Annotated in this window: 19 protein-coding genes and 3 tRNA genes; 10 read left to right on the top strand and 12 right to left on the bottom strand. The window is 69.5% G+C overall.

Annotated features, from left to right (window positions below):
* Positions 1 to 65: 65 nt before the first annotated feature.
* From ACIBK3_RS42840 to ACIBK3_RS42805, 8 genes are all read right to left on the bottom strand, one after another.
* Positions 66 to 138: transfer RNA gene (locus tag ACIBK3_RS42840), tRNA-Gly, on the bottom strand.
* 23 nt (positions 139 to 161) lie between these two features.
* A complete protein-coding gene (locus ACIBK3_RS42835) occupies positions 162 to 779 on the bottom strand; it encodes a response regulator (RefSeq protein WP_399373733.1) in 618 nt (205 codons plus the stop codon).
* Complete coding sequence (locus ACIBK3_RS42830; RefSeq protein ID WP_399373826.1) at positions 776 to 2,236, bottom strand: sensor histidine kinase; 1,461 nt, start codon at positions 2,234 to 2,236, stop codon at positions 776 to 778. Before ACIBK3_RS42830 ends, ACIBK3_RS42835 begins: the two co-directional genes overlap by 4 nt.
* A gap of 17 nt (positions 2,237 to 2,253) precedes the next feature.
* Positions 2,254 to 3,030 (bottom strand): ABC transporter permease, encoded by a 777-nt coding sequence (locus ACIBK3_RS42825; RefSeq protein WP_399373732.1) that lies wholly within the window; start codon positions 3,028 to 3,030, stop codon positions 2,254 to 2,256.
* A complete protein-coding gene (locus tag ACIBK3_RS42820; RefSeq protein ID WP_399373824.1) occupies positions 3,027 to 3,992 on the bottom strand; it encodes an ABC transporter ATP-binding protein in 966 nt (321 codons plus the stop codon). Before ACIBK3_RS42820 ends, ACIBK3_RS42825 begins: the two co-directional genes overlap by 4 nt.
* Before the next feature lie 178 nt (positions 3,993 to 4,170).
* A tRNA-Gly gene (locus ACIBK3_RS42815) sits at positions 4,171 to 4,243 on the bottom strand.
* An 80-nt stretch (positions 4,244 to 4,323) separates the two neighbouring features.
* A tRNA-Gly gene (locus ACIBK3_RS42810) sits at positions 4,324 to 4,395 on the bottom strand.
* 125 nt (positions 4,396 to 4,520) lie between these two features.
* Positions 4,521 to 4,838, bottom strand: coding sequence for an Lsr2 family protein (locus ACIBK3_RS42805; protein WP_289921314.1), 318 nt, complete (start codon positions 4,836 to 4,838; stop codon positions 4,521 to 4,523).
* Between the two features lie 352 nt (positions 4,839 to 5,190).
* Between ACIBK3_RS42805 and purS the strand changes: the two genes are divergently transcribed.
* The 3 genes from purS to purL are packed head-to-tail and all read left to right on the top strand — an operon-like array spanning position 5,191 to position 8,395.
* Positions 5,191 to 5,463, top strand: a complete 273-nt coding sequence (purS, locus tag ACIBK3_RS42800) for a phosphoribosylformylglycinamidine synthase subunit PurS (RefSeq protein WP_399373730.1) — start codon at positions 5,191 to 5,193, stop codon at positions 5,461 to 5,463.
* A complete protein-coding gene (gene purQ, locus ACIBK3_RS42795; protein ID WP_399373729.1) occupies positions 5,460 to 6,140 on the top strand; it encodes a phosphoribosylformylglycinamidine synthase subunit PurQ in 681 nt (226 codons plus the stop codon). The genes purS and purQ overlap by 4 nt, the downstream gene beginning before the upstream one ends.
* A complete protein-coding gene (gene purL / locus ACIBK3_RS42790) occupies positions 6,137 to 8,395 on the top strand; it encodes a phosphoribosylformylglycinamidine synthase subunit PurL (protein ID WP_399373727.1) in 2,259 nt (752 codons plus the stop codon). The genes purQ and purL overlap by 4 nt, the downstream gene beginning before the upstream one ends.
* A 52-nt stretch (positions 8,396 to 8,447) precedes the next feature.
* Here the strand turns inward: purL and ACIBK3_RS42785 are convergent, their stop codons facing one another.
* On the bottom strand, positions 8,448 to 9,032 hold the full coding sequence (locus ACIBK3_RS42785) for a Uma2 family endonuclease (RefSeq protein ID WP_399373725.1): 585 nt from the start codon (positions 9,030 to 9,032) through the stop codon (positions 8,448 to 8,450).
* Between the two features lie 231 nt (positions 9,033 to 9,263).
* Between ACIBK3_RS42785 and ACIBK3_RS42780 the strand changes: the two genes are divergently transcribed.
* From ACIBK3_RS42780 to purM, 5 genes are all read left to right on the top strand, one after another.
* On the top strand, positions 9,264 to 10,088 hold the full coding sequence (locus ACIBK3_RS42780; protein WP_399373724.1) for a M23 family metallopeptidase: 825 nt from the start codon (positions 9,264 to 9,266) through the stop codon (positions 10,086 to 10,088).
* 10 nt (positions 10,089 to 10,098) lie between these two features.
* Positions 10,099 to 10,908: a sterol carrier family protein gene (locus tag ACIBK3_RS42775; RefSeq protein WP_399373722.1), complete on the top strand. Its 810-nt coding sequence runs from the start codon at positions 10,099 to 10,101 to the stop codon at positions 10,906 to 10,908.
* A 50-nt stretch (positions 10,909 to 10,958) separates the two neighbouring features.
* The gene (locus ACIBK3_RS42770; RefSeq protein WP_399373720.1) at positions 10,959 to 11,432 is read left to right on the top strand and encodes an META domain-containing protein; all 474 of its coding nucleotides are present in this window, start codon (positions 10,959 to 10,961) and stop codon (positions 11,430 to 11,432) included.
* Between the two features lie 61 nt (positions 11,433 to 11,493).
* On the top strand, positions 11,494 to 13,023 hold the full coding sequence (purF, locus tag ACIBK3_RS42765; RefSeq protein WP_399373718.1) for an amidophosphoribosyltransferase: 1,530 nt from the start codon (positions 11,494 to 11,496) through the stop codon (positions 13,021 to 13,023).
* 45 nt (positions 13,024 to 13,068) lie between these two features.
* On the top strand, positions 13,069 to 14,151 hold the full coding sequence (gene purM / locus ACIBK3_RS42760) for a phosphoribosylformylglycinamidine cyclo-ligase (RefSeq protein ID WP_399373717.1): 1,083 nt from the start codon (positions 13,069 to 13,071) through the stop codon (positions 14,149 to 14,151).
* A 96-nt stretch (positions 14,152 to 14,247) separates the two neighbouring features.
* On the opposite strand, the gene ACIBK3_RS42755 is transcribed toward purM, so the two are convergent.
* Both ACIBK3_RS42755 and ACIBK3_RS42750 read right to left on the bottom strand, forming a co-directional pair.
* Entirely contained in the window at positions 14,248 to 14,502 is a 255-nt protein-coding gene (locus ACIBK3_RS42755; protein ID WP_399373716.1) for a DUF3073 domain-containing protein, read from the bottom strand.
* A 294-nt stretch (positions 14,503 to 14,796) separates the two neighbouring features.
* Entirely contained in the window at positions 14,797 to 15,891 is a 1,095-nt protein-coding gene (locus ACIBK3_RS42750; RefSeq protein ID WP_399373714.1) for a Leu/Phe/Val dehydrogenase, read from the bottom strand.
* A 222-nt stretch (positions 15,892 to 16,113) separates the two neighbouring features.
* Between ACIBK3_RS42750 and ACIBK3_RS42745 the strand changes: the two genes are divergently transcribed.
* Complete coding sequence (locus tag ACIBK3_RS42745) at positions 16,114 to 16,956, top strand: hypothetical protein (protein ID WP_399373712.1); 843 nt, start codon at positions 16,114 to 16,116, stop codon at positions 16,954 to 16,956.
* 553 nt (positions 16,957 to 17,509) lie between these two features.
* Positions 17,510 to 17,716, top strand: coding sequence for a developmental transcriptional regulator BldC (gene bldC / locus ACIBK3_RS42740; protein WP_003949541.1), 207 nt, complete (start codon positions 17,510 to 17,512; stop codon positions 17,714 to 17,716).
* Positions 17,717 to 18,157: 441 nt separating this feature from the next.
* Here the strand turns inward: bldC and ACIBK3_RS42735 are convergent, their stop codons facing one another.
* Positions 18,158 to 18,367, bottom strand: coding sequence for a DUF6274 family protein (locus ACIBK3_RS42735; RefSeq protein WP_399373711.1), 210 nt, complete (start codon positions 18,365 to 18,367; stop codon positions 18,158 to 18,160).
* Positions 18,368 to 18,629: the final 262 nt, after the last annotated feature.

The raw sequence follows: 18,629 nt of genomic DNA, 5'->3' as shown, positions 1-18,629 counted from the left end.
CGGCAACAAGCACAGGAGAAGAAAAAAGAACCCCGGTCCAGTGGACCGGGGTTCTTTCTCACAAGAGCGGACGACGAGGTTCGAACTCGCGACCTCAACCTTGGCAAGGTTGCGCTCTACCAACTGAGCTACGTCCGCAATGCGCCGTGGCGCGAGACCAACTATACCCAACCCCGCTCCCGCGCGAGCCGCACAGCCGCGTGCCGATTCTCCGCCCCGAGCTTCGAGGCGGCCGACGACAGATAGTTCCGTACGGTCCCCTGCGACAGCGCGGCCCGCTCGGCGATCTCCGCGACGGGCGCTCCGTCGGCGGCGAGCTCCAGCACCTCCGCCTCCCGCGAGGTCAGCGGCGAGTCCCCGGCGGAGATCGCGTCGGCGGCCAACTCGGGGTCGACATACCGGTTTCCCCCATGCACCGTGCGGATGATCTCCGCGAGCCGCTGCGCGCTGACGGTCTTGGGCACGAATCCCCGCACCCCCGCCGCCAGGGCCCGCTTCAGATGCCCGGGCCGCCCGTGACTGGTCACGATCAGCACCTGGCAGTCGGGCAGCTCGGTCCGCAGTGATGTGGCGACCCTCACACCGTCCGCGCCGGGCATCTGCAGATCGAGTACGGCCACATCGACCTGGTGGGCGAGCGCCATCGCCAGCGCTTCCGGACCGGAGGCCGCCTCGGCCACGACCAGCAGATCGTCCTCCAGGGACAGCAGCGCGGCGAGGGCGCCCCGGATCAGATGCTCGTCGTCGGCGAGCAGCAGCCGTACGGGAGCCGTCGTCATGCCACGACCTCCGCGTCGACCTCAATCGTGCTCAACGGCACCTGGGCCACCACCCGGAACACGCCCCCCTCGGCGAACCCCGTCTCCAACGTCCCGTCCACCGCCGCCAGCCGCTCCCGCAACCCCGCGAGCCCCGACCCGCCGTTCCCGCCGCTCCCACTGGCCCCGCCGGGGGCCCGAGCCCCGTCGTTCTCCACAGTCAGCACCACCCGCGCCGCCACAGCCCGCCCCTCCACAGCCTGCTCGTCGGCCCGCCGTGCCGCGAAAGCCCGCCTTCCCGCAGCCCGCGTGTCCATGACCCGCCCCGACATCCCCCGCACTTCCGCAGCCCGCCCCGCCGCAGCCCCTTCCTCGACCACCCGCCCCTCCTCCACAACCCCCTCCTCTACAACCCTCTCCTCGGCCCCCCGCCCTCCCGCAACCCGCTCCCCAGTCACCCGTACCACCACCGTGCACCGCTCCGCGTCCCCGTGCCGCAGCACATTGGTGGTCGCCTCCCGTACCACCCACCCGAGCGCCGACTGCACCTCGGCCGGCAGCCCGGACGTCGCGCCGCCGGTCACCTCGCACCGGATCCCCGCGGCCCTCAACACGCCCCGCGCACCGGCGAGTTCGGCTTCGAGGTCGGCCTCCCGGTATCCGCGTACGACATCTCGTACCTCGCGCTGCGTCTCCCGCGCGATGCGCTGCACCTCGACCATCTGCTCCACGGCCTCGGCGCGCCCCCGCCGCGCCAACTGCACGGCCAGTTCGCTCTTCAGCGCGATGACGGCCAGATTCCGCCCCATCACGTCGTGCAGGTCCCGCCCGAAGCGCAGCCGCTCCTCGGCGACGGCGAGCCGGGCCCGGGTCTCGCGGGCCTCGTCGAGTTCGTAGACGGCGTCGAGGAGCCAGACCGAGAAGATCGAGGTGAAGGCGAGGAATCCGGCGCCGACCAGTACGGTCAGCGCGATGACCAGGGTGGCGCTGCCGGGCAGACCGATCGGGAACGCCACCAGCCCCGAGCCGGCCCCGAAGCCCGCCACGACCGCGAGAACCCGCCGGCGGCGGCGGACGCCGAGGCAGATGATGCCGGCGCCGAAGACGAGCACGACCGTGAAGACTCCGCCCGCCGCGCCCTCGGCCCCTTCGCCGTCCGGGCCGTGCTCGGCGATCCCGATGGCCGCCACGGCGATCACCGCGGTGACGGAGCCGAGCGTCCACAGCATCCGGACGGGCTGCTCACGTCGGCCGCGCGTCCAGTCGAGCGCCGCCGACGCGGTCATGGCGCAGACGACGCCGTGCACGCACACCATCAGCGCCAGCCAGAGCGCCGACCCCGTTCCCACCCGTCCGAAGACCGGCAGAGCGACCGAGGCGACCTCGATCAGCAGGAAGAAGTGGAACGACCACCGCGTGTAGGTCTCCACCTTCGCCGGAGTGCTCTTGCCCCGCCACCACCGCACCGGACTGCGCACCTCGGTCCCCCCGTCCGTCAGCGCCGCGGCTCCCACCGGAACCACCGCCGTACAGCCAACACCCCGATCGCGGTCCAGGCCAGTGCCGTCATCACCGGGCCCACCGCCTCGTACAGCGACAGTTCACCGCTCCAGCCGCCGCGCACCAGCGTGATCACCGGTGACAGCGGCAGCAGTTCGAGCACCGGGGTCACCCGGTGCGACATCAACTCCAGCGGTACGGTGACCCCGGAGCCCCCCATGGAGAGGACCACCAGCGGCATCGAGCTGACCTGGGCACTCTCCACGGTACGAGTGAAGGCCGCCGTCACGGCGGCCAGCGCCGCGCAGATCATCAGCCCCAACACCACTCCCACCACAGCCAGTTGGGGAGCCTTCGGCGCGGGCAGGTCGAGCAGGACCGAACAGCCCACCGCCAGGATCAGGGACTGCGCCAGCCCCGTGACGACGGCCGGCAGCGCGGCCCCCGCCAGGATCTCCCGGTCCCGCGGCTCACCCGTGCGCAGCCGTTTGAGGACGAGTTCCTCGCGCCGCCCGACGAAGACACCGACGAGCACCGAGTACACGGCGAACAGCAGCGAGAACCCGATGGCCCCCGGCAGCAGCACCAGCCCGATGCTCAGCCCCGAGCCCTCGAGGTCCATGTCCTGGACTATCGAGCGCACACTGAGCGGCAGCAACAGCGGCACCAACACCGCCGTGACGATCGCGCCCTTGCTCCGGCCGAACAGCGTCAGCTCGGCCCGCGCGAGCGCCGCGACACGCCCCGCCGGAGTGGTGACGGTCCCGCTCATGCCGCGTACTCCTCGTTCTTCTCGACCGTCTCGACGGATGCCTCGTGTGCGATCCTCAGGAACGCCTCCTCCAGCGAGGCCGACCGCACGTCCAGCCGCCGTAGCTCGACCCCGGCACGCCGGGCCCACACCAGCACTCCGGTGGCCGTCCGCTGGAGTTCCCGCGTCCGCAGCCGTACGACGTTCCCCTCGACCTCGTGTCCGACCACGCCGAGCTCACCGAGCGAGGGCAGGTCGCCCACGAAGTAGCCGTGGGGCAGTTCGAAGGAGATCCGGGAGGGTTGCGCGGCGGTCACCTCGCCGGGTGTCCCGGTGGCCGCGATCCGCCCCGCGTGGAGGATGGCCAGCCGGTCGGCGAGATCCTCGGCCTCCTCCAGGTAGTGCGTGGTCAGCAGCACGGTCGTACCGTCGTCGCGCAGCGCCCGTACCAATTCCCAGGTCGCCTGGCGGCCTTCGGCGTCCAGCCCGGTCGTCGGCTCGTCCAGGAACAGCACCTCGGGCCGGCCGAGCAGCGCGAGCGCCAGGTCCAGGCGCCGCCGCTCGCCCCCGGACAACTGCTTGACCCGTACGCCGGCCCGCCGCTCCAGCCCGACCAGAGCCAGCGCCTCCCGCGGCGGCCGCGCCCCGCTCACACAGCCCGCCCACATCCGCACGGTCTCCGCGACCGTCAGCTCGGACGGAAAGCCGCCCTCCTGCAGCATCACCCCGGTCCGCGGGCGTACGGCGTCCCGCTCGGCGTGGGGATCGTGCCCGAGGATCCGTACCCGGCCCCCGGCCGGCCGGGCGAGCCCCTCCAGCAGCTCGACGGTCGACGTCTTTCCGGCGCCGTTGGTGCCGAGCAGGGCGAAGACCTCACCGCGGCGCACGGAGAAGGTGATGCCTCGCACCGCCTCGAACCCGCCCCCGTACACACGCCGGAGGTCAGTGACCTCAATCACGTGTCCGTGTTCGTCGGTGTTCATGTCCATGCCCTCAGCGTCCCGGCGTTCCGGGCCCGGGAGCAGTGCGCGATGTCATCACTCGGCATGACAAATGTCAGACGGAGAAGCGGACGCGCGGGCATGGGAACAGGCGGAACGCCTGCCTGCGAACACAGCACGAAAAAACCCCGGTCCACTGGACCGGGGCCTTCTTCACAAGAGCGGACGACGAGGCTCGAACTCGCGACCTCAACCTTGGCAAGGTTGCGCTCTACCAACTGAGCTACGTCCGCATTGCCTCCGACCGGCTCTCACCGATCGGCGCGAGCACCAGCCTACCTGATCCACAACTGTGGTCGGACCGGCGGTGCAGAGCGGGTGACAGGAATTGCACACTGCGCCTTCCCCCTGGAAGGGGGATGTTCTACTACTGAACTACACCCGCATGTACTCCGTGGACTGGGCTTTTCGGCCTCGCCCCTCGGCGTGCTCCAGACTCTAGCTGACCAGGTGGGGTGCAACGCAAGTCGGTTGTGCCGAGGGGCGGATGACCGGTCGTCGGCCCATGGATCACTGCGCGGCGGCGAACGCCTCGTAGACCTTCTTGGGGATGCGCCCGCGCGCCGGGACGTCCATCTTGTTCGCCTGTGCCCAGGCCCGGACGGCCGCCGGGTCGGGGGCGACCTCCGTCTGCTTGTACGCCTTGCCCGACCTCGACCGCTTGCGGCCGGCCTCCACGTACGGCGCGAGCGCCTTGCGCAGTTGCTTGGCATTGGCTTGATTCAGGTCGATCTCGTACGACTTGCCGTCAAGTCCGAAGGCGATCGTTTCCGCCGCTTCCGAGCCGTCGATGTCGTCAAAGAGAGTGACCACGACCTTCTGCGCCACGAATATCGGTCCCTTCGTGCGACACCTCTGCGATGACGTGCCAAGACGTCTGGGAGATGCCGACTGTCCGCCTGTTAATGGGCAAAGTATCGGCTATTGCCAATTCATTTGTACAGTGCCCGGCATTGCAATGTGAAGCCCGACTAAATCTGTCCGCGTGTCCCCGGCGCAATACCTGTGGTGCATCGATCCGAGATCTTTCCCTGAACTTTTCGTGAAGGCGCCCCTCCGATACCTGATCGTGATGGCCGTCACGTAGATTCCTACAACTCTACCCGCGTAGAAATTTTGTCCGGGTAGTCTGAAGACACCTGCAGGAACCTGCTCCAGCACCACAACACCGGGAGTGCCAGTGGCACGCGTCGTAGTCGACGTCATGCTCAAGCCGGAGATCCTCGACCCCCAGGGCCAGGCGGTGCAGCGCGCACTGCCGCGGCTCGGTTTCGAAGGCGTCTCCGACGTACGTCAGGGAAAGCGATTCGAACTGGAAGTTGACGGGCCGGTCGACGAGGCCGCGCTCGCCCGCATCCACGATCTTGCGGAATCCTTCCTCGCCAACACCGTGATCGAGGACTTCACCGTCAAGGTCGAGTCCGAAGAGGCAGTCGCGGAGGCCGCGAAGTGACCGCTCGTATTGGCGTCGTCACTTTCCCGGGCAGTCTCGACGACCGGGACACCCAGCGCGCGGTCCGCCTCGCGGGCGCCGAACCGGTCGCCCTGTGGCACAAGGACAAGGACCTCCACCAGGTCGACGCCGTGGTGCTGTGCGGCGGTTTCTCCTACGGCGACTATCTGCGCGCCGGTGCCATCGCGCGCTTCTCGCCGGTGATGGAGACCCTCATCGAGCAGGCGAAGGCCGGCCTCCCGGTCCTCGGTATCTGCAACGGCTTCCAGATCCTCACCGAGGCCCACCTGCTCCCGGGCGGGATGCTCGGCAACGACCACCTCCACTTCATCTGCCGCGACCAGAAGCTGCGGGTGGAGAACGCGGACACCGCCTGGACGACCGACTACGCGGCCGGCCAGGAGATCAACATCCCGCTGAAGAACATGGACGGCCGGTACGTCGCCGACGAGTACACGCTGGACAAGCTGGAGGCGGAGGGCCGGGTGGCCTTCCGGTACCTGGACTTCAACCCGAACGGTTCGCTGCGGGACATCGCCGGCATCACCAACGAGGCCGGGAACGTCGTAGGCCTCATGCCCCACCCGGAGCACGCCGTGGAGCCGCTCATCGGCACCGGCCGCACCGACGGCCTCCCCTTCTTCACCTCGATCCTCAAGAAGCTGGTCAACGTATGAGCCGGACGCCTCTGGACACGGTCGAGCACGCGGCCGCGACCCCCGACGTCGAGCTGCCCTGGGCCGAACTCGGCCTGAAGAAGGACGAGTACGAGCGGGTCGTGGAGATCCTCGGGCGCCGGCCCACCGGTGCCGAGCTCGCCATGTACTCGGTCATGTGGTCCGAGCACTGCAGCTACAAGTCCTCCAAGGTGCACCTGCGCCAGTTCGGTGAGAAGGCCCCGCAGTCCGACGCCCTGCTCGTCGGCATCGGCGAGAACGCGGGCGTCGTGGACGTCGGCCAGGGCTACGCGGTCACCTTCAAGGTCGAGTCGCACAACCACCCCTCCTACGTCGAGCCCTACCAGGGAGCCGCGACCGGCGTCGGTGGCATCGTGCGCGACATCATCGCGATGGGCGCCCGCCCGGTCGCCGTCGTGGACCCGCTCCGTTTCGGTGCGGCCGACCACCCCGACACCAAGCGCGTGCTGCCCGGCGTCGTCGCCGGCATCGGCGGCTACGGCAACTGCCTGGGCCTGCCGAACATCGGCGGCGAGGTCGTCTTCGACGCCTGCTACCAGGGAAACCCGCTGGTCAACGCCGGTGCCATCGGTGTGATGCGGCACGAGGACATCCACCTCGCGAAGGCGTCCGGCGCGGGCAACAAGGTCATCCTGTACGGGGCCCGGACCGGCGGCGACGGCATCGGCGGCGCGTCGATCCTCGCCTCCGAGACCTTCGACGACGCCAAGCCCTCCAAGCGCCCCGCCGTCCAGGTCGGCGACCCCTTCCAGGAGAAGCTCCTCATCGAGTGCACCCTGGAGGCCTTCAAGGAGAAGCTGGTCGTCGGCATCCAGGACCTGGGCGCCGCGGGCCTGTCCTGCGCCACGTCCGAGCTGGCGTCGAACGGCTCCGGCGGCATGCGCGTGACGCTGGACGACGTACCCCTGCGCGACTCGACCCTCTCGCCCGAGGAAATCCTCATGAGCGAGTCGCAGGAACGCATGTGCGCGGTCGTCGAGCCGGAGAAGGTCGGCCGGTTCCTGGAAATCTGCGACAAGTGGGACGTCATCGCCACCGTCATCGGTGAGGTGACCGACGGCGACCGACTGGAGATCTACTGGCACGGCGGCAAGATCGTCGACGTCGACCCGCGCACGGTCGCGCACGACGGCCCGGTCTACGACCGCCCGTACGCCCGCCCGTCCTGGCAGGACGAGCTGCAGGCGGACGACGCGAACAAGCTGCCCCGCCCGGCGACCTCGGCCGAGCTGAAGGACCAGGTCCTGAAGCTGGTCTCGTCCCCCAACCAGGCCTCCAAGAAGTGGATCACCTCGCAGTACGACCACTTCGTGCAGGGCAACACGGTGCTGGCGCAGCCCGAGGACTCGGGCATGATCCGTATCGACGAGGAGACGGGGCTCGGCGTCGCCATCGCGACCGACGGCAACGGCCGGTACGCGAAGCTGGACCCGTACCACGGCGCCCAGCTGGCGCTCTCCGAGGCGTACCGCAACGTCGCCACGACCGGCGCCAAGCCCCTCGCGGTCTCCGACTGCCTGAACTTCGGTTCGCCCGAGGACCCGGCGGTGATGTGGCAGTTCGCGGAGGCCATCCGCGGCCTCGCCGACGCCTGCCAGCAGCTCGGCACCCCGGTGACCGGCGGCAACGTCTCCCTCTACAACCAGACCGGCGAGGCGGCCATCCACCCGACCCCGGTGGTCGCGGTCCTCGGCGTCATCGACGACGTGGCCCGGCGCACCCCGGTCGCCTTCCAGGAGGAGGGCCAGCTGCTCTACCTCCTCGGCGACACCCGCGAGGAGTTCGGCGGCTCGGCCTGGTCCCAGGTGATCCACGACCACCTCGGCGGCCTGCCTCCGAAGGTCGACCTGGAGCGCGAGCGCCTGCTCGCCGAGATCCTGATCTCCGCCTCCCGTGACGGCATGATCGACTCCGCGCACGACCTGTCCGACGGCGGCCTGATCCAGGCGGTCGTCGAGTCGGCGCTGCTCGGCGGCAAGGGCGCGCGCCTGATCGTCCCGGACGGCCTGGACGCGTTCACCCTCCTCTTCTCGGAGTCGGCGGGCCGCGCGGTCGTCGCCGTCCCGCGCTCGGAGGAGCTCCGCTTCAACGACATGTGCGGGGCGCGGGGTCTGCCCGTCACCCGCATCGGTGTCGTCGACGGCGACACGATCGAGCTTCAGGGCGAGTTCGAACTGTCCCTGGAGGAGCTGCGGACGGCCCACGAGGGGACGATTCCGGCGCTGCTCGCGTAGGCGTTGGTACGAGAACGAGGTCCCGTCCGGTTCCGGGCGGGACCTCCTCGGTTCATCGCACGTATTTCTTGAGGACCTCGGTGTCGAGTTCGATGCCGATCGGGTCGGGGACGAGCACCTTCTCACCGAACTTCGCCGTGTGAATGTCGCGGTAGCCACCGACCGTCCGGTCCGGGGCGCTGTGCACGGTGACAGTGCAGGAGTCCCGGTCGATCAATAGGTACAGAGGGATCCCGGACTGGCCGTATGCGGCCGGCTTCTCGTGCCGGTCCCGTCGGTCGGTGTCCGAGTCGTACGAGGTGACCTCGACGACCATGAGCGCGCCGTCCGGGTCGGCCCATTCGCCGTGTCCCGCGAAGTGGGCCTCGGGTGCGAGCACCGCATCCGGTTTCGCCCTGCCCTCCCGATACACCTCCACCCGGAGACCTCGGCCCTGATACAGATCCAGGTCGGGCCTGGCCTGCATACAGCGTCGGGCCAGCCAGGTCACGATGGTGTCGTGGTCGCCGTCCGCCACCTTCTTGACTCCGATCCGTCCGTTGACGAACTCCAACGTGACGGTCTCGGGAGCGGCGGATGCGATCGATTCGAACTCCTCCACCGACATCTGAGACGTGCGCTCGGCCATAACCGTCATGTTGCACCCCCTTCCAGGCGAAGGCCAGTGTTGTCCGTGACCGGCGGGGCGGGGTGACTTTCGCTGCCGATCACACTCAGGGGTGATGGGCACACCAACCGGTGCCGGGGCTGCCACGGGTTCCGGCGGGCCGGGGTGGTGCCGCTGCCGGCCGCCCTGGCGGCCTGCTCCGCGCCACGGCCGCACATCGCATCCGTCCACATGTCCGACCGGCAGGAATCCGGAGGAACGATGTCCTTACGCAAGCTCGGAATGACGACCTTCCGCTTACTCCAGATCACATTCCTGGCCCTGGTGATCGCGGATCTGTGGGCCGGGCTGCCGTATCCCGGCTGGTGGAACATCCTGCTGCTGGTCCTGGCGTACGCCGTCGTGCGCACCCTGAACCGGGCTGACCACCGGATCGGAGCCTCCCGCGAGGCCGTCGAGGTCGCCCCGCCCGTCACCGGCCGCTGGTCCGCCCTCAACAGCCCGGCCGACCGCACCCCGAGCCACGGCACCCACGCCTACGGGCAGACGTACGCCATCGACGTCGTCGCCGAGCCGGAGCCGGGCGCCCGCCCCGGCTTCCGCGTGCTGTGGCCGCTCGCCCGCCGCAGCCGTGACTTCCCGGCGTTCGGCAGGCCCGTGCTCGCCGTCGCGGACGGCACGGTCGTTCGGGCCGTCGGCCACCAGCGCGACCACCTCAGCCGCACGTCCGTGCCCGGTCTCCTGTACCTGTTCCTGATCGAGGGCTCGGCCCGGGAACTGGGCGGAGTCGGCCGCATCGTCGGCAACCACGTCGTGCTCGACCTCGGCGACGGCACCTACGCCCTGTACGCGCACCTGCGCCGCGGTTCCCTCACCGTGGCCGAGGGGGACCGGGTCCGCGCCGGCCGGCGGATCGCCGACTGCGGGAACTCCGGCAACTCCACGGAACCCCACCTGCACTTCCAGCTGATGGACGGCCCCGACCCGGACACCGCCCGCGGCCTCCCGTTCAGCTGGCACGGCATCGGCGTCCCGCGCAACCACGAGATCTTCGACGCCCCCACGACCACCCCCCAGTCGGCCTAGGCTGCTCCCCATGCCCCCGGCCAAGAAGCGCGCGCGCAGCTACGACCCCGGCAGGATCCGCACCGCGGTCCTCACCCAGTTCGGCCACGTACGGGAGGCGGTGCGCACCCTCAGCCCCGAGCAGTTCGCCCTCCCCACCCGGCTCCCCGGCTGGACCGTGCGGGACCTGGTCGCGCACATCGGGATGGCCCTGGGAGCCGTCGACCGGCTGCTCGACGAGCCCGAACCGGGGCCGGGACCAGGCCGGCGGGCCGGTGCCCTCCTCGACTGGCCCCACGCGATCCGTGCCGACGCCCCCGACATCGCCGCCCACGCCCATGAACTCGCCGAGCGGAACCCGGACCTCGACGCCCACCTCGCCGACGTGCAGCAACGCTTCACCGCCCGCATCGCCGACACCCCGGGCGCTCGACTGCTCGACACCAGCGCCGGGGCCCTGTCGATCGACGACTACCTGGTCACCCGTACCGTCGAACTCGTCGTCCACACCGACGACCTGAACGCCGCCGTCTCCGGCCTCGACATCCCGTACGACCGTCAGGCCCTCGCCGCGGCCACCCGCCTGCTCGCCGACACGCTCGCCGCGAAGGCGCCCGGCGGCTCCACCGAGGTGCGGGTCCCGCCGTACGCCGTGGTGCAGTGCGTCGAAGGACCCCGGCACACCCGTGGCACCCCGCCCAACGTGGTCGAGACCGACCCGCTGACCTGGATCCGGCTCGCGACCGGACGGGTGAGCTGGAAGGACGCGGTCGAGGAGGCGAGGGTCAGCGCGAGCGGGGAGCGGGCCGACCTCGGCGGACTGCTGCCGTTGTTGCGCTGATTCCGCACTCGGGTTGGAACCGATCCCCCCGCTCGCCCCGTCGAATCGGCATGTACAGGCAGAAGCAGCGACTGATCACGCCCCTGGTCACCACGGCCGCCGTGGCCCTCATCCCGCTCGCGGCAGCCTGCGGCAACGAGAAGGCGGGCAGCGAACCCGGCAGCGACTCGGTCGGCGCCGAGCGGCCCGTCACCGGCGTCCGCTGGAAGGTCGACAGCGTCACCGTGGACGGTAAGACGCACCGGGCCGGCCGGGACACCCACCTCACGTTCGACGAGAAGACCGGCAAGGCCGGCGGCAGGCTCGGCTGCAACCACGTCAACGCCAAGGCCACCGTCCGCGACGGACATATCACTCTCGGCGCCCCGTCCACCACCCGAATGATGTGCGACGCCTCACTCATGGACACCGAAAGGGCCCTGCTGAACCTCTTCAACAAGACGCTCAGCTACCGAGTCGACGCCGATAATCTGGTCCTGACCAGCGAAAACGGAAACACCCTGCGAGCCGTTGCCGACGAGTGATCCATGACGGCCGCGAATCCCCAATTCGGACCAGTGCACGATCTCGCCTACACTCGGTTGCGTGCCACGTGGTGACGGTCGACTCAGTCATGATCTGCTCCCCGGTGAGAAAGGCCCCCAGGACGCTTGCGGCGTCTTCGGTGTCTGGGCTCCGGGCGAAGAGGTCGCCAAGCTCACTTACTTCGGGCTCTACGCCCTCCAGCATCGAGGCCAGGAATCCGCGGGAATCGCGGTCAGCAACGGCTCCCAGATCCTCGTCTTCAAGGACATGGGTCTCGTTTCCCAGGTCTTCGACGAGACCTCGCTCGGTTCGCTCCAGGGTCATATCGCGGTCGGTCACGCCCGCTACTCGACCACCGGAGCCTCCGTGTGGGAGAACGCCCAGCCGACGTTCCGTGCCACCGCGCACGGATCCATCGCGCTCGGCCACAACGGCAACCTGGTCAACACGGCGCAGCTCGCCGAGATGGTCGCCGACCTGCCCAAGGACACCAACGGCCGCTCGACCCGCGTCGCGGCCACCAACGACACCGACCTGCTCACCGCGCTCCTCGCGGCCCAGGTCGACGCGGACGGCAAGCCGCTGACCATCGAGGAGGCCGCCCCCGTGGTCCTCCCCCAGGTCAAGGGCGCCTTCTCGCTCGTGTTCATGAACGAGCACACCCTCTACGCCGCCCGCGACCCGCAGGGCATCCGCCCGCTGGTCCTCGGGCGCCTGGAGCGCGGCTGGGTCGTCGCCTCCGAGTCCGCCGCCCTCGACATCTGCGGCGCGGCCTACGTCCGCGAGATCGAGCCGGGCGAGTTCGTCGCCATCGACGAGAACGGCCTGCGCACCTCCCGATTCGCGGAAGCGAAGCCCAAGGGCTGCGTCTTCGAGTACGTCTACCTCGCCCGCCCGGACACCGACATCGCCGGCCGGAACGTGTACCTCTCCCGCGTGGAGATGGGCCGCAAGCTCGCCAAGGAAGCCCCGGTCGACGCCGACCTGGTCATAGCGACCCCGGAGTCCGGCACCCCGGCCGCCATCGGCTACGCGGAGGCCTCCGGCATCCCGTTCGGCGCCGGTCTGGTCAAGAACGCCTACGTCGGACGTACGTTCATCCAGCCCTCCCAGACGATCCGGCAGCTCGGTATCCGGCTGAAGCTGAACCCGCTGAAGGAAGTCATCAAGGGCAAGCGCCTGGTGGTCGTCGACGACTCGATCGTGCGCGGCAACACCCAGCGCGCCCTGGTCCGGATGCTCCGTGAGGCGGGCGCCGCCGAGGTCCACATCCGGATCTCGTCCCCGCCCGTGAAGTGGCCCTGCTTCTTCGGCATAGATTTCGCCACCCGCGCCGAGCTCATCGCCAACGGCATGACCATCGACGAGATCGGCACCTCGCTCGGAGCCGACTCGCTGGCGTACATCTCCATAGACGGCATGATCGAGGCGACCACCATCGCCAAGCCGAACCTCTGCCGCGCCTGCTTCGACGGTGAGTACCCGATGGACCTCCCGGACCCCGAACTGCTCGGCAAGCAGCTCCTGGAGACCGAACTGGCCGCCGGTCCGGCAGCAACGGCCGCGGCCGACGCGATCCGCCGTCCGTAGCCGGTCCGCCCCACCTGCCGTACGACACGAAGGTTCTCCCCAGCCATGTCTGAGACAACTGGCGCCGGCTCCGCGGCGGCGTCCTACAAAACAGCGGGCGTCGACATCGAAGCGGGCGACCGCGCCGTCGAGCTGATGAAGGAGTGGGTGAAGAAGACGCAGCGCCCCGAGGTCCTCGGCGGCCTCGGCGGTTTCGCCGGCCTCTTCGACGCCTCCGCCCTCAAGAACTACGAGCGGCCCCTGCTCGCCTCCGCCACCGACGGCGTCGGCACCAAGGTCGACATCGCGCGCCGGCTGGGCGTCTACGACACCATCGGCCACGACCTGGTCGCGATGGTCATGGACGACATCGTGGTGTGCGGCGCCGAGCCGCTGTTCATGACCGACTACATCTGCGTCGGCAAGGTGCACCCCGAGCGGGTCGCCGCCATCGTCAAGGGCATCGCCGAGGGCTGCGTCCTGGCCGGCTGCGCCCTGGTCGGCGGCGAGACGGCCGAGCACCCCGGGCTGCTCGGTCCGGACGACTTCGACGTCGCCGGCGCCGGTACGGGCGTGGTGGAGGCCGACCGCCTCCTCGGCCCGGATCGCATTCGTACGGGCGACACGGTGATCGCCCTGGCGTCCTCCGGTCTTCACTCGAACGGGTACTCGCTCGTCCGCCACGTCCTGCTGGACCAGGCCGGTCTGTCGCTGGACGCGCGGATCGAGGAGTTCGGCCGCACGCTGGGCGAGGAACTCCTGGAGCCCACGAAGATCTACTCGCTGGACTGCCTGGCCCTCACCCGCACGGCCGACGTGCACGCCTTCAGCCACATCACGGGCGGTGGGCTCGCCGCCAACCTGGCCCGGGTGATCCCCGACACACTGCACGCGATCGTCGACCGCTCCACCTGGACCCCGGACCCCGTCTTCGACCTCGTCGGCACAACGGGCCGGGTCGAACGCCTGGAGCTGGAGAAGACCCTGAACATGGGCGTGGGCATGATCGCCATCGTCCCGGAGGAGTCGACGGACGTCGCCCTGGCCACCCTGGCCGACCGCGGGGTCGACGCCTGGGTCGCCGGTGAGATCACCGACCGCGGCGACCACACGACGGGCGCGGAACTGGTCGGCGACTACGCCGCCTGAACCCCGCCGTGGAGAGTGACACAGGCGACGAGGGCAGCGCAAAACCCGGTCCGGGAGGTGTGAACCACCCGGACCGGGTCGAGCGCAGCTGGATCGTCAAGCCCCGCGGCGTTGCGACGCGGGACCGGACTCGTCGTCCTCGTCCTCATCGTCGTCGTTGTACAGATCCGCGTACTGGGCGTACGGGTCGTCGTCGTCTTCATCGTCCTCGAACGGCTCGCCATTCGGCGGCTGACTCGAAGTCGAAGCGCCCAGCTCGCTGGCCAGACGCGACAGGTCTGTCCCGCCGCTGTTGTACTTCAGCTGGCGGGCGACCTTCGTCTGCTTGGCCTTGGCCCGGCCGCGCCCCATGGCTCGACCCCCTCGGTGACGGGGCTCGACGGCCCCAGAGTCTTGACACGCGTTCATGATCTGGAACGGACTCTCCGCAGAGAGACCGGTCCGTAGGGCATCCACGGTACCTGAGCCCACGCCCATACGGTACGTCGCCCACCGTACGTGCCCGGACCCAGGACCCTCGGGGCGCCCTGTCCCCGCTGGTCAACCGCGATTTTAACCACTTCTCGGCAGGCGACCCGCCGACGGACGTGAGAGTTCTCTCTAAGTGTGCGCCGACGGGTACCGGTCAAACCCGAAGGACGCCCTTCAGTGCGCCCCGCGAGCCTCCGCCATCCGCTGTTCGGCGATCCGGTCGGCCGCCGCAGCCGGCGGAATCCCATCGGCCTTCGCACGTGCGAATATGGCGAGCGTGGTGTCGAAGATCATCGCCGCCTTCGCCCGGCACCGGTCGAAGTCGAACCCGTGCAGCTCGTCGGCGACCTGGATGACGCCGCCGGCGTTCACCACGTAGTCCGGCGCGTAGAGGATCCCGCGGTCGGCGAGGTCCTTCTCGACGCCCGGGTGGGCGAGCTGGTTGTTGGCGGCGCCGCAGACGATCCGTGCGGTCAGCACGGGCACGCTGACGTCGTTCAGCGCGCCGCCGAGTGCGCACGGGGCGTAGATGTCGAGGCCCTCGACCTGGACCAGGCGCTCGGTGTCGGCGACCACGCCCACGGAGGGGTGCTCGTCGACGATCCGCTGCACGGCTTCCTGCCGTACGTCCGTGATCACGATCTGAGCGCCCTCCGCCAGCAGGTGCTCCACCAGGTGGCGGCCGACCTTGCCGACGCCCGCGATACCGACCGTACGGCCGCGCAGCGACGGGTCGCCCCACAGGTGCTGCGCGGAGGCCCGCATGCCCTGGTAGACGCCGAACGCGGTCAGGACGGACGAGTCGCCCGCGCCGCCGTTCTCCGGGGACCGGCCCGTGGTCCAGCGGCACTCGCGCGCCACGACGTCCATGTCGGCGACGTACGTGCCGACGTCGCACGCGGTGACGTACCGCCCGCCGAGCGAGGCCACGAACCGGCCGTAGGCGAGCAGCAGCTCCTCGGTCTTGTCCCGTTCCGGGTCCCCGATGATCACGGCCTTGCCGCCGCCGTGGTCCAGACCGGCCATGGCGTTCTTGTACGACATCCCGCGCGCGAGGTTCAGCGCGTCGGTGACGGCCTCCGCCTCACTGGCGTACGGGTAGAAGCGCGTGCCGCCGAGCGCGGGGCCCAGGGCGGTGCTGTGGAGGGCGATGACGGCCTTGAGGCCGCTGGCCCGGTCCTGGCAGAGCACGACTTGCTCATGACCGCCCTGCTCCGAGTGGAACAGGGTGTGCAGTACATCAGCAGGCGCGCCGGTTACGTCGGTCACGGTGGTGACTCCTGAGTAAGTAGCGGCGGGTGGAGACCGGCTCCCGTGAGGATGGCGGGGGCTGTGAGCACGAGATTAGAGCCTCGGAGCCCAGCGATCCGCGCACTGCTCGGGATCACCCCCTCGCGGAGTACACCCGTGCGACGATTTGCATGGTTTTCCCGCTCATTTGTGTGCGGGTTTCGCAGGTTTTCCTGGCAGACGGCGGGGGAGGGAGCAGGCGTGCCCAAGGTGTCCTCCGTGATCGTCCCCTACGCGACGTATCTGCGCGTGTACGAACCGCTGGCCGCCTTCCCCGAGCCGGAGCGCGGACACTGGGCGCGCTACGCCCGCCGCCCGGACCGCCCCTCGTACCAGGACGAACTGCGCCGCTCCCTGGCCGACCTGCTGCCCACTCCGCCGATCCCCGTGCCGGTGCACGAGAGCGGTGACGCCTTCGTGCTCGAGTCGGACGGCGTGGTGTGCGTCTGCCCGTGGCGCACCAGGCTGCGCGGCTGGCAGGCCCTGGACGAGCTCACCGAGGAACTCCCGCCGTCGGTCCTGGACGCGGTGCTGCCCCCCGTCGTACGGCGTCAGGCGGCCCAGGACTACGAGCGCTGGCTGGCCCGCAACCCGGACGCCCGGCCCTGGATCCGAACGGCGACCTGGCAGGTGCCGATCAACTGGTTCGTGCTGGTCTCCGACGAGGAGCGGCGGTTCGACAAGGGCTCCGGCGAGATTCCGCCGATGCTGCGCTACCGCACGCCCATGGTGCAGGCCCGGCGGCGCGTGGCGCGGGCCCTGCGGGCGCTCAAGGACGCCATCGACGAGGGGCCGCTGATCGACGGCCTGATCGACGTGGGGCGCTGGCTGGAGGAGTTCCACCCGCGTTCCGTGGTGGAGCTGGACTACGGCGGCCTGGTGCACGTGCTGCCGGCCGGCGAGCTGGAGGACGACCACTCGGCGGCCGACGTGGCCGACGGGATCGAGGCGCTGCGACACGGCGACGGGGTCGCCGCGGGCGAGGCGTACGCGCGGCTCGTGGAGCGCTGGCGGTCGGTGCGGGACCGGCGCTCGGCGAACTGAAAGTGGCTTACCTCACGAACGGATGTTTGACCTGACGCCGTTTTTGGGGTTTCGTCCTCGGACCGATGTGTGTCCTGAGGTTTCGTCAACAAGGGACGTAGGTCCCGATCCGGGCGTTCGCGCCAAGTGTGTCAAGCGTGACGGACCGCACGTACGGGGCCCTTGCGCCGCTTGCCCCTCCTCATGCCAAAATAGGACAAGGAGTCCGGGGAGGACTCCTCCGTCCCGTTGTGCCGTGATGTGGGCGGTATCTCAGCATTGCAAGCTTTGGGGGGTCTCGTGACTCCTGATCGTCCTGTGACTGATCGTCACAGTGGCGTGACTGTCCGCTATGGCATGGTCCATCGGCTTCCGTCGCTGATGAACACCTGGAGGGGCAATTCCATCGGTTTGGCCGACGCGGCTGGACGGATGGTGTAGTTGTAGTGCCGAGGACAAGCCGTTCGTCCTATAACCGACTCGACTCGCGTCCGCCATTTCGGGCAACGCGGGTCAAGGTGCAGAATTTAGAGGAAAGAACCGAGAAGGTTCGGTTCTCCCGAGGAGGCCGCTCATGACCGCTCGCACCCCTGATGCCGAGCCGCTGCTGACCCCGGCTGAGGTCGCCACGATGTTCCGCGTCGACCCCAAGACGGTCACGCGGTGGGCGAAGGCCGGCAAGCTCACGTCCATCCGTACGCTCGGCGGGCACCGCCGTTACCGCGAGGCTGAGGTCCGCGCTCTGCTTGCGGGCATCCCGCAGCAGCGCAGCGAGGCCTGAACAACTGAATAACCCGGGCAAAACCGGCAGGTCCCCCACTTGTCGACGTGCCCGGAACCACAGCTCCAAGCGACACGGGTCCTGCCCCAACAGGCCCCACGCCCAAGCCCCTCCGGCTTTCGAGCACAACACAGGGTGCGTCGTCGATCGCGCTGGACTCCGCCGGGTCCAGCGCGATCTTTTTTGTGCGCGGAAGGTGGCCGGTGAGGCGGGTCTGTGAGTGGCCTTGTCGGAGTCTGGGGAGGGCTGTCGGTTCTGCTGTGGGTGCCCCCGGGCGACTGGTGCAATTGCACATATAAAATTGACCAGTTGTAGGTGACCCGTAAGTACCGCAGTTTCGGAAACTCATGCGGTGACACCCATCACATGCCCGACTCCTTGCCCCCCTGCCTCATGTGCGCTAGAGGGCGTACGAGTTGGCGGCTCGGGACGCCTCGGCGATCACGTGGGGGCTGGGCTTTCGTCCTCGACGTCCGCGCCCCTGTCGGGCGCCGCCCGGTCGGCCTGGACGGCCTGTGGAGGGCCGTCCATCGCCAGCCGCAGCAGGTGGTGGCATATCGGGCAGTGCCGCGTCAGATGGCGGTACGAGGATGCGGCCGCCAGGTGCGCACGGAGCAACGCCCGCGTCTCGTGCCTGACCGATCCCGCCATACGACACCTCCAGAGGCCGCACGGAAGGCGGTCCCTGCCTTCTGGGTACCGGGGGAAGGGAACGCCGTCAAGACGGCGTGGGGCTCTCACGGAGGCTTCTCACGGGGCTTCAGCAGACCCGGAACGCACGTGAGCCCGGGTCCGAAGACCCGGGCTCACCGGCATTGGATACGAAGAAGGCCCGCGTCCCTTGTGGGGTGCGGGCCTCTGCGTTGACTGCCTAGTGCGGTCCTGACGGGATTTGCTGTACCCGATGGCGGCT

Origin of the sequence: Streptomyces sp. NPDC050287 (assembly GCF_044459385.1) — a bacterium.
Lineage (GTDB): Bacteria > Actinomycetota > Actinomycetes > Streptomycetales > Streptomycetaceae > Streptomyces.
This window is presented reverse-complemented; position numbering and strand designations above follow the sequence as displayed.